This window comes from Vibrio sp. 10N.222.52.B7, assembly GCF_041474275.1.
Classification (GTDB): Bacteria; Pseudomonadota; Gammaproteobacteria; order Enterobacterales; family Vibrionaceae; genus Vibrio; species Vibrio crassostreae_C.
Genome location: NZ_JBFRTU010000484.1, coordinates 1 through 244, shown reverse-complemented (window position 1 = coordinate 244; position 244 = coordinate 1). Strand labels below are relative to the sequence as shown.

Sequence of the window (244 nt, the reverse complement as noted above, 5' to 3'; positions counted from 1 at the left end):
ATCGAAGAGAAAAATAAGAAAGCGAAAAAAAGTAAGAACAAAAAAGATAAGCAGAAATTAGATAAAGAACTCGACGATTTGGAAGACGAGAAAGAAGCCCTCGAAGAGAGTAAAGAGAAGCTCAAAGATAAGAAAGAAAAGCTTGAAGATGATATGGATAATGACGAAGAAAAGTCGGGATTAGAAAAGCAGAAAGACAAGAAAGCGGAGCAAGAGCGTAAAGAAGAAGGAAAAGGGTCAGAGA

At 36.5% G+C, this 244-nt stretch carries 1 pseudogene; it reads left to right on the top strand.

The features are described 5' to 3' along the window. Positions 1-244: pseudogene (locus AB4512_RS25560) on the top strand (hypothetical protein); the annotation flags it as partial.